Below are 9574 nucleotides of genomic sequence, written 5' to 3' on the forward strand. Positions count from 1 at the left end.
CTTATCGGTTCGTAGTGCGGACTTAAGTCCGCATTTCTGAGGACTAAAGTCCTCACTACAAACCTACTACTATTTAATTATTTTTGCCATTCTTGCTGTTTTTTGCGAGCAGATTGCAGCCATTTTTGAGATTCGGGATAAACAGTTGTCCCAGGTTTGACAGATTCTAATTGATTGATAATCTGTTGCAATTGGCTGAGGGCGTAACCAGGATTTTGACTGGGAGAATTTACATTATTTTGCAAGTTAGCAAACAAACTTTTAGCTTCTTGTAAAGCTTTGGCAGAATCTTTTTCTGCTTGGACTCTAATCTGGGAAATTCCTAAATTTTTCTGGTATTGGGCGAGTTTGGTTTGAGCGTCGAGATAACCCGGATTATCAACAGGAACCATTTTTAGTCGGTTAATTGCTTCTTCCCACAATCCTGCTATTTGTTCCCACTGTGCGGCTGGATGCGGCGGTTTTTGGGAGGCGACGGCGGCAGAAAGAGCAAATTCTTTGGCTGCTTCAATTAAGTTGTCGGCGTGTACCGAACCGGTGGCGATTCCTCCCATTGCTTGAAAATCTCTCTCCGCTGCTTGGAGTTTTTTCTTAGCAGTTTCTCCGGCGAGGGTGTCGGCGGGGATTTGATTGAGTTTATCGATCGCACTTTGCCAATTTCCAGTCGCTTTTTGCCTGTCGGCGGCAGTTTTCGCTTGCTGGTACTGCTGTTTTGCGGCATCGAGAGTTTGTTCGACTTGATTTAACTCAGCAAAAGCATTTTTTTGCTGAAAAATTTGAGCATCCATCCGCCCGATATTTTTGCGGGCGGCTTGAAATTCATCCACTGTAAAGCGCCAAGTGCAGCCGGAAAAAGAGCAATAAGTTTTTGGATAGTAGCCGAGGAACCACACCGGCAAAGCATCGAGGTGTTTTTGAGCTTGTTTTACTTTCGTGTCGCCATATTCAAAATCTGCCGCAGCCGTAGCTTTGTTAACCAGTTGATCGGATTGTTCCACGAGGGCGATCGCCTGTCGGTAATTGTAATCCATACTAATAAAGCTAGGCAGCAGCAGGATCGGCATAGTGTTCGCCACGGGCCACCGAATCATCGGGAAAGGCAGGTTAATCAGCCAAATTATCCCCCCTGCGCCACCCAGCAAACCGCCAACCCAGATGATTTTATCAAACAATCCGGGCGCGCGGTTGGCTTTGACAGCAGCTTTGAGAGCTTCTTCGCTGAATGTGGGAAATTCGTCTTTGAAAGTATCGCGGATTTCTTCTCTGGATGCGAAAGTGCCGTTTTGCGATCGCAATTTCTCCAGCCGCTTCATCACCATCTTGCGGTAAACCCCACCCGCTAGAGCATCATCAGCCGCGCACTTGTCAACTTCCGCCCGTAAAATGTCAAAAGCTCGATCGGTAAGATGCCCCATAAAACTCACCTATTCCTATTTAATTATTCTACAGGCTGCTAGCCGAGATAATTGTTAAAATATATAAAGCCCAAATCAAATAATCAAAATTAACTTCATGCCAACTGCTTTAATCACCGGTGCTTCAGGCGGAATAGGCGCAGCCTTTGCCATCGAATTAGCCCAACGCCAGCACAATCTAATCTTGGTAGCTCGTTCCGAAGCCAAATTGCAGCAGCTAGCGGCTCAACTGCAACAGGAATTCAATATTTTGGTCGAAATTATCGTTCAAGATTTGACTGCGCCAGGAGCCACAACTGCTGTATTTGATGCGGTTGTTAAAAAAGGTTGGACGGTTGATTTGCTGGTGAACAATGCGGGTTGTGGAGATTATGGCGCTTTTGCCGATCGCCCTTTAGCAAAACAAGTAGGAATGGTGCAACTGAATATTGTAGCGTTAGTTGAGCTATCGCACTTATTTTTGTCGGGAATGCGGGAGAGAAAATCGGGAAGTATCATCAATGTTGCTTCTATTGCAGCCTTTCAACCGATGCCGTACCTATCAATTTACGCCGCAACTAAAGCTTTTGTGTTAAGTTTCAGCGAGGCACTTTGGGCGGAAAACAAAGATTTAGGAATTCGGGTTTTAGCACTTTGTCCGGGGCCCACAGAATCCGATTTTTTTAAAGCAGCAGAATTTCCGGCATCCCTAGCATCTAGCAGCGGGCAAAAACTCGTCCCCGCCGATGAAGTAGTGCGAGATGCACTCAAAGCTTTAGAGAAAAATCAGTCTAATGTCGTGACGGGCGGATTCCCGAATCCTCTAATCGTAAATATGCCCCGATTTATGCCGCGAGAACTTGTGGTGAACTCGATAGCCAAGCTATTTCGGCGCTAACAATTTGCAGTTAAGTTAAGTCCGCCCGTAACTCAAGTTCCGGGCTAATAGCGAAAGTCGCTTGAAACCGACTGGATAGCTAGATTAAATAATCGCAAACTTCCTATCCTGTTCGATCAATTGCTCGCAATACAAAAGGTTTGTAGTGAGGACTTTAGTCCTCAGACAAATTAGGTATGTAGTTGCGCTTCAGCGCTCTTTCCTAATATTATAAAGAGCGCTGAAGCGCAACTACGTACCTTGGCCGAAGCTTGAGCGATACTTTTAGTAGTTTTATATATCCTATCCCAACAATAAATTAACCCTGGACTTTCGCTGTGAGACCGGGGTTTTTAACCCCTGTCTGACTCCAGCACTTACCCGCATCTCAATTCCCAATTCTCCGAATTACAAGTATCGAGTTAACTGCACTCGATAGCGTTCTTTTTTAGTAATCATAACTTCCCCAATTTCCAATCTTCCCTTACCAGTAACAGCGATTAAATCTCCCGACTTAACGTTATAACTAGCTTGGGTGATGTCTTTCCAATTAACTCGCACGTCACCTCTGTCAATGAATTCAACCATTTTGCTGCGAGACATGGCGAATCCAGCAGAAGCCACAGCATCCAATCTCATCGATGCTTCAACGGTTGTCATTTCTTTCTTTTTCGGTTCTCTAATTTTTAGTTCGCTTAACTCAATGCGCCGAGTTTTAACGGGAACCGATCGCACTTGCTGCAAACTCATCTCCAGATACTCTACCATCTCCGGCATGACGATCGCCTGCGCGCCCCGTTCCCCCAAGACAATCACATCGCCGGTTTTCTCGCGGACAATTCCCGTACCCAGCATTGCGCCTAAGAAGTCGCGGTGACTGGCGGTGTCAAACAAGAAATTGCCGGCTATCTCCACCGCAGCCACGCTAACACTCCCAGAGTCGATCGGGATTTCCGATCGGGCGATCGCAATTCTCTGCCTTTCACCCTGGGGATAGCCGCCCCAAGCCACCAATTCCACATCAGTCAAGCGTTTAAATACCGTCAGAGTGTCCGCCAACTCCGGGGGCGACAGAAAATCAGTCAGAGTAACTTCCCAAGTTTTAATTGCTTGTTCAGCTTGGTCTAATGCCCGCGCCACACATTCGCGGTTTTCGATGCCTTTTAACAGTTCTTCTTTTTGTAACATCAGTCAATTTTAGATTCTAATTTGAAATTGCCTTCATGTTGCTGTAGTAACTCAAAAGTCTACTTCTTTAACAGTCCCACTACTTTAATTATAGTCTAAGATCGTCAAATAATACCAAGCATCAAAAATTGTTGCTACGTTTAATAACCGTAGCAACAATTAGCTGTTATTGCCTGAACTCCCCGCCGGACACGGCAGCGCCGTTTCCCGACAGGTGAGATTCTTTAATTAACGAAGAATGGCGGTTGAAAAACCCGGTTGATGCGTCCAGGAATGTCAGCAATTAGGCATGAACCATTAGATATTGACCGTTGCCGTTATATTCACCATCGCAACTGGCGAAATTAGCAACAAACCAAATCAAGTAAAACCGCCAGATTCTGCGGAATTTGGCATAGTCGATGCCGTAGTCTAAATCTTTGACTATCGGCTGAGAGTCATCAAAGTTTTTCAGCCAGTTAGCAAAGGTTGTAGAGTAATTGTAACCGTTGAGATACCATTGTTTGATGGTTTTGAGGTCTTTGTTGTGGCTGGGAACGGCATCGTATTTCCAGTAACGGCCGTGGGGGAAAATGTATTTGTGGGTGAAAACGCTGGAGATGTTGTTAGGAGTACGAACTGTGATGATGTGAATGAAAACACGGCCGTTATCTTTGAGGAAATAGGCGAGCTTTTGGAAAGCTTTGGTTAAATTACCGACATGACAAAAAACTCCGATCGAGAGAATTTTGTCAAATTTGGTATCGAATTGGGCGTCGTTTAAATCGCCTTCAAATAGAGTGAATCGACCTGAACTAAGGTAGCTGTCGGGATCTTGCATCCTGTGACGCATATATTCGCATTGATGGTGGCTGAGATTAATGCCAGTAAACTGGACATTGGGGAATTTGGAAAGAATGTAATTGGGAACGCAGCCCCAACCGCAGCCAAAGTCTAAAATGCGATCGCCATCCTGAATCTCTAGTTTCTCAATTACATCATCAATCATCTGAATTTGGGATTGTTCGAGGTTGGCTGCTCCTTTTTCCCACAATCCCATGCTATATTTCGGATAAATCAGTTTGCTCTCGCCTAACATGGGATTCAGCATAGCTTGAGGCAAGTCGTACTGAATTTTCATTAAATCTCGCGGGCCTTCGGCTGTATGCTCTGTTTCTGTGAGTACCCATTCGTAGGGTGCGAGCAGGGAGGGAAAATACTTAAAAAAGACGGGCATACAGGTATCAAAAAGACCTCGCAATACAGAATCCGGTACTTCTACACCGTTGATATAAGACTCTGCTACTGCCATTTGCACCGCGTTAACTGCACTGACTGCGACGCGGGTTGCTCGATAGGCGATCGGGCTTTTGAGATGGATATTTCCCACCAGCGGGATGTGCTGTTCGATGTTTTGTAGGGCTGTTGATGAACTCATGGTTATACGGGTTTTAAAGATGCTGCTATTCTATCTCAAGCAAATTTGCTGGCGGTTAGAGAACCCAACAGCTAAAACTATTGCCAAGTATGGTTTGCATAGCAAAAATCTACAAACCTATCAAAATATCGGGGGGGTGAAGGAGATTCGATAACGGATTTAAAGGGTTTTGAGCTATCATAAATTTATTAAGAATTATGTCAGTTAATTTAAAATTTTAGATGGGAGATTTGAGACTAATTCCACAGACTTTAATGAAGCTTGAATTGAGGTGTTTTGAGGGTGCGATCGCCGATTTAAAGCTGAGTTTGTTTGGCGGTTGAGTGGACGGCACGAGAAGCTAATGCCGATCGCCATTTATACTGAAGGAATCAGGCAATGCAGAAAAAATGTCGAAAAACCGGGTTTGCATAGAGAGTCGTTGCAATAACAGATGTCCGCTTCATGCCTCGCTACTTAGTTAGAAACGCCACATATGCCACAGATTCACTATCTGCCGGACGATCGCGCGATCGAGATAGACGACGACGATATAATTCTGGAAGCTTCCCTGCGTGCAGGTATTCCCCACACCCACGCCTGTGGTGGTAGTGCGCGGTGTTCGACTTGTCGCGTCTTGATAGTCGAAGGTTTGGAATTTTGCTCGCCCCGCAATTCAGCGGAAGACGATCTCGCGAACAAACTGCGCCTAGATCCGGAAATTAGGCTGGCGTGTCAGACACAGGTGGCGGGCGGGAAGGTGATTTTGCGCCGACTGGCGATCGATTCTGAAGACTTAGAAACCTTTAACGACGAAATCGCCGGAAACTTGATTTCTGCACCTGTGGGTCAAGAAAAGAAAATAGCAATTTTGTTTGCCGATATTCGAGGGTTTACCGCCTTTGCAGAATCGCTGTTACCCTACGATGTAATTTATATTTTAAATCGCTATTTCCAAAAAATGGGTTATGCGATCAACCGCAACGGTGGCATGATTAATAATTATATGGGCGACGGTTTTATGGCGCTGTTTGGGTTGGAAAATTCCGAGAAGGCGGCGGAACAAGCGGTGAGGGCTGGCGTGGAAATGCTGGAGGAATTGGACAAACTCAATCCGTATTTTGAGACGTTATACCATCACCGATTGCGGATTGGAATTGGGATTCACTGCGGTTTGGCGGTTGTGGGAAATCTGGGGGAGAAAAAAAATCAGACGGTAACGGCGATCGGGGATGCGGTAAATTTTGCCAGCCGGATTGAAGCTGCGAACAAGCAAGTGGGAACGACTTTGTTGATTTCCGCAGAAACTTATGACGAAGTGAAGGATTTGGCGATCGTCAACCAATGCGTATCAGTTAAAATTCCCGGAAAGAGCGGCGAATATCCGCTTTACGAAGTTGTCGGAATGCCGCCGCTACCCGTAGAAATCGAGGAGACTTCCGAGGTTGATAAAAGTTCTTTTTTGCAAGGTTTTGTTAAGAAGTTGATGAGTTTATTGGCTGCGGCGCGGAATTGGATTCGGAAAATATTTGGATCGTGAAACTTAGATTGCGATCGGCATATAGCGGTTCTTAAAAAAGTGAGGTACGTTGTTGGGCTTCAGCCCTCTTTGTTTAAGGATTTAATAAGCTGTCAGTTATACCTCATCTTTTTGAGAAAGGCTATACATCGGCAATCCTTTACCTACCTGTTATTGTGTTGTAAAAAAATGGTTTGTAAAAAAATTAGATGCTCCCGGAGCGCTGAAGCGCAACTACGTACCTTTCGGAGCGCTTTCATCGCAACTACGTACCTGGAAGGTTTACTGATAACCAGCTTACAGGTATTTGAGATAAAATCATAACCGCAGATATCTGCGGTTATAAAATCAAATCTTAAGCCATCACCATGCCGCCATCGACATTAAAAACCTGCCCGGTAATATAAGCCGCCGCTGCATCCGCCGCCAAAAACTTCACCATCCCCGCAACTTCATCAACTTCGCCGTATCTTCCCAGCGGAATGTACTTCAAAATATCGTCAGATTTGACATCTTTAGTCATATCTGTAGTGATAAAACCCGGTGCAACCGCATTTACCGTAATTGCGCGACTGGCTAACTCTTTCGCCACAGTTTTAGTAAATCCAATCACTCCAGCCTTCGCCGCACTGTAATTAGCTTGTCCGGGATTTCCCATTTGACCGGCAACCGAAGCAATATTAATAATTCGGCCGCTGCGCTGCTTCAACATGATTTTGCTGGCAGCTTTTGTACACAAAAATACGCCGGTGAGATTCAAATCAATCACTGCTTGCCAATCTTCTAGCTTCATCCGCAGCAGCAATGTATCGCGGGTGATGCCGGCATTGTTCACCAAAATGTCAATTCGTCCCCATTTTTCCATGACATTGCTGACGAGTGCATCCACTTGGTCAGTTTTCGAGACATCTGCTGCCAGCGCCACAGCTTCTCCGCCTGCTGCAATAATTTCTGCTACGGCTTCATCAGCAGCAGCGCTAGAACTCGCGTAGTTAACGGCAACTTTAGCGCCCTCTGCTGCTAAACTTAGAGCGATCGCCCGCCCGATTCCCCGCGATGCACCCGTGACAACTGCAACTTGACCCCGCAATCGCTGATATGTCTCTGGCAATAATTCCATAATTCTGTCCTCAAAATCTATGCTCACAGAATTTTGCACTAAAATCGAGCCAGAACCAAAAAAATTATTTTGTCTTATGGCAGTTCAAAAACAGTTCAGCAGTTTTGAGGAGTTGCTATCGAGCTCCGATTTGCCGGTGTTGGTAGATTTTTATGCTACTTGGTGCGGGCCTTGTCAGATGATGGTGCCGATTTTAGAGCAGGTGAGCGGTCAGACCAAAGATAAGCTCATGGTTGTTAAGATTGATACGGATAAGTACGAGCAGTTGGCCTCGCAGTTTCACATTTATGCTTTGCCGACTTTGGTACTGTTCAAAAATGGTGTTGAGGTCGATCGCATTGAGGGAGTATTGCAACCGGCGCAGTTGATCGATCGACTGCAACCTCATTTGTAGTTAGGGTATTTTACCTTAATTACAACATCTCCAACAAATAATTTCAAGCTTTTAAGCGAGATGTAGGGGTGAAGCATTTGGGCAACAATTTATTTATGTTGAAAACAAAAGTTTTTTACGTCCAAATGGTTCACCTTCCTCCCAGCAGATGCCAGGGCTGTTTCATTCTCAAGAAAACGAGGATGAGGATTTTGTAGGGCGGTACCCCCGTGCGCGCCCTCCCCATCGAGCATTTGTTATGTGCTTCAGGGATTGGGGCAGCCACTCTTTGCTGCCCTTACAAGAGAATGAAACAGGCCTGACAGATGCTATTCGATAATTTCACCTGTTGTTATCTCCTCTATCTTTACTGGTGCTTCAAATGATTTAACTTTAAATTTTAGACAATCCCAATTTTTGGCATATTTATCCTGAAAGTAAACTGCTATGGTATCTCTTTGCTGGATAAAAAAATCTTCAAGCTGACGAACATCAGTTATTCTGCGATTTGCCTCTCTTCTGATGTTTAGGCTAGTTCCAGCACCTGTGATTCCCCCACCCATTGGTATCAAAAAGCGACCGCCAGGAGTTTGAAGAATAGTATTTATACCATTTTTCCGAAGACTACGAATATCGCTGTCAGAAGCATGGTATGTTAACCCATTAACGCCCTTTAGAGCGTAGGGTTCGATAAGTTCAGGCCAATTCTCTTCGAGAATTCTTAGTAAGTCTTGATTTGTAAATCCTACCGTGTGTGGATGGATATCAATTAAATACATTCTTGCCGTATGGGAGTCTGCAATAGCAAATAATAGATCACCTGTTCGTTCAACAAATCCCTGACTCTTTTGATCGGGATTAATACCTAAATGGAAATGAAATATTCCCCAGTCGTAAAACATGAGGTCTTTGTAGTCTGGCTTATCACTCTTTTTGCTGAGATGAGGTTTTAAGGTTTGGCCAGACTCAGCTTTCTTAATAAACTCCTGCAAACCCAATGTAATTTCCTGTGGAATAATTTTGTTTGCCAATTCTTTAGACTGCTTAACATTCCATACAATAGTTGGTGGTATTCTTAGCGAGAAATTGAGATACCTTGTCAAAATAGTATCAAGGTCTTCTTCATATTTTGGAGGATGACCTAAACTGGAAAGGGAGCATCCCGGTTTTGTAAATATCCGAATAACAATAGTCCGGACAGTTTTCAATGACCAACGGTAGAATGATGGTTCTGGGTTCCAGCCTCTGTGAAATATTAACGGTAGAATGAGGCTTTGGGTCGCTGCTCAAAAAACTGTCTGGGGTATTGGAATAAGTGTAAAATAGTTAAAATCAATAAAAGCATCAAAAAAAGTCGAGAAAAAGAGCCATGACCCCTGAAGAACAAGAGCGGTTGGAATCCTGTGCGGCAGAAATTGCTAAAATTTGGCATAACAATACACCCCCAAGTGAACTGACCAGTCTGGAAAATATGGAAAAACATCTCAGGCAACAATGGCTTGAAACATTGGGCCCACAAATCGGGTTTTTTTTATCAAAGAAGCAACAGGAACAGAACAAGGGCGACCCCGCACAGTAACAAGCTGTATAGGTGAACTAAGAATTACTGAAAAACAGGCCGAAAAATTAGAGGTCAAGAAATCTACTCGATTATCTCCATTATTTGAAAAATGCTGTTTGCGTCAAATAGCTAATGTTTCCTACTTC

9 protein-coding genes are annotated in these 9574 nt (G+C 44.5%); 4 read left to right on the forward strand and 5 right to left on the reverse strand.

Features of this window, described 5'->3' with window-relative positions; genetic code table 11:
- Positions 1–77 precede the first annotated feature (77 nt).
- A complete protein-coding gene (locus QZ918_RS17905; protein ID WP_293337256.1) occupies positions 78–1415 on the reverse strand; it encodes a hypothetical protein in 1338 nt (445 codons plus the stop codon).
- Positions 1416–1512: 97 nt separating this feature from the next.
- Between QZ918_RS17905 and QZ918_RS17910 the strand changes: the two genes are divergently transcribed.
- A complete protein-coding gene (locus QZ918_RS17910) occupies positions 1513–2292 on the forward strand; it encodes an SDR family NAD(P)-dependent oxidoreductase (protein WP_293337258.1) in 780 nt (259 codons plus the stop codon).
- A gap of 387 nt (positions 2293–2679) precedes the next feature.
- Here QZ918_RS17910 and QZ918_RS17915 read toward each other — a convergent pair whose 3' ends face one another.
- Both QZ918_RS17915 and QZ918_RS17920 read right to left on the reverse strand, forming a co-directional pair.
- On the reverse strand, positions 2680–3459 hold the full coding sequence (locus QZ918_RS17915) for a photosystem II electron transport protein, Sll1252 family (RefSeq protein ID WP_293148871.1): 780 nt from the start codon (positions 3457–3459) through the stop codon (positions 2680–2682).
- 283 nt (positions 3460–3742) lie between these two features.
- Complete coding sequence (locus tag QZ918_RS17920) at positions 3743–4876, reverse strand: SAM-dependent methyltransferase (protein ID WP_293337260.1); 1134 nt, start codon at positions 4874–4876, stop codon at positions 3743–3745.
- A 475-nt stretch (positions 4877–5351) separates the two neighbouring features.
- Here QZ918_RS17920 and QZ918_RS17925 point away from each other — a divergent pair, with 475 nt between their 5' ends.
- Complete coding sequence (locus QZ918_RS17925) at positions 5352–6395, forward strand: adenylate/guanylate cyclase domain-containing protein (protein WP_293337262.1); 1044 nt, start codon at positions 5352–5354, stop codon at positions 6393–6395.
- 334 nt (positions 6396–6729) lie between these two features.
- On the opposite strand, the gene fabG is transcribed toward QZ918_RS17925, so the two are convergent.
- A complete protein-coding gene (gene fabG / locus QZ918_RS17930) occupies positions 6730–7494 on the reverse strand; it encodes a 3-oxoacyl-[acyl-carrier-protein] reductase (protein WP_293337264.1) in 765 nt (254 codons plus the stop codon).
- Between the two features lie 76 nt (positions 7495–7570).
- Here fabG and trxA point away from each other — a divergent pair, with 76 nt between their 5' ends.
- A complete protein-coding gene (gene trxA / locus QZ918_RS17935; RefSeq protein ID WP_293337266.1) occupies positions 7571–7888 on the forward strand; it encodes a thioredoxin in 318 nt (105 codons plus the stop codon).
- A gap of 308 nt (positions 7889–8196) precedes the next feature.
- Here the strand turns inward: trxA and QZ918_RS17940 are convergent, their stop codons facing one another.
- A complete protein-coding gene (locus QZ918_RS17940; RefSeq protein WP_293337268.1) occupies positions 8197–9075 on the reverse strand; it encodes a hypothetical protein in 879 nt (292 codons plus the stop codon).
- Between the two features lie 161 nt (positions 9076–9236).
- On the opposite strand from QZ918_RS17940, the gene QZ918_RS17945 reads away from it, so the two are divergent.
- Complete coding sequence (locus QZ918_RS17945) at positions 9237–9446, forward strand: hypothetical protein (protein WP_293337270.1); 210 nt, start codon at positions 9237–9239, stop codon at positions 9444–9446.
- Positions 9447–9574 lie beyond the last annotated feature (128 nt).

This window comes from Microcoleus sp. CAWBG58 (assembly GCF_020883045.1).
In the GTDB taxonomy this organism is placed as follows: domain Bacteria; phylum Cyanobacteriota; class Cyanobacteriia; order Cyanobacteriales; family Microcoleaceae; genus Microcoleus.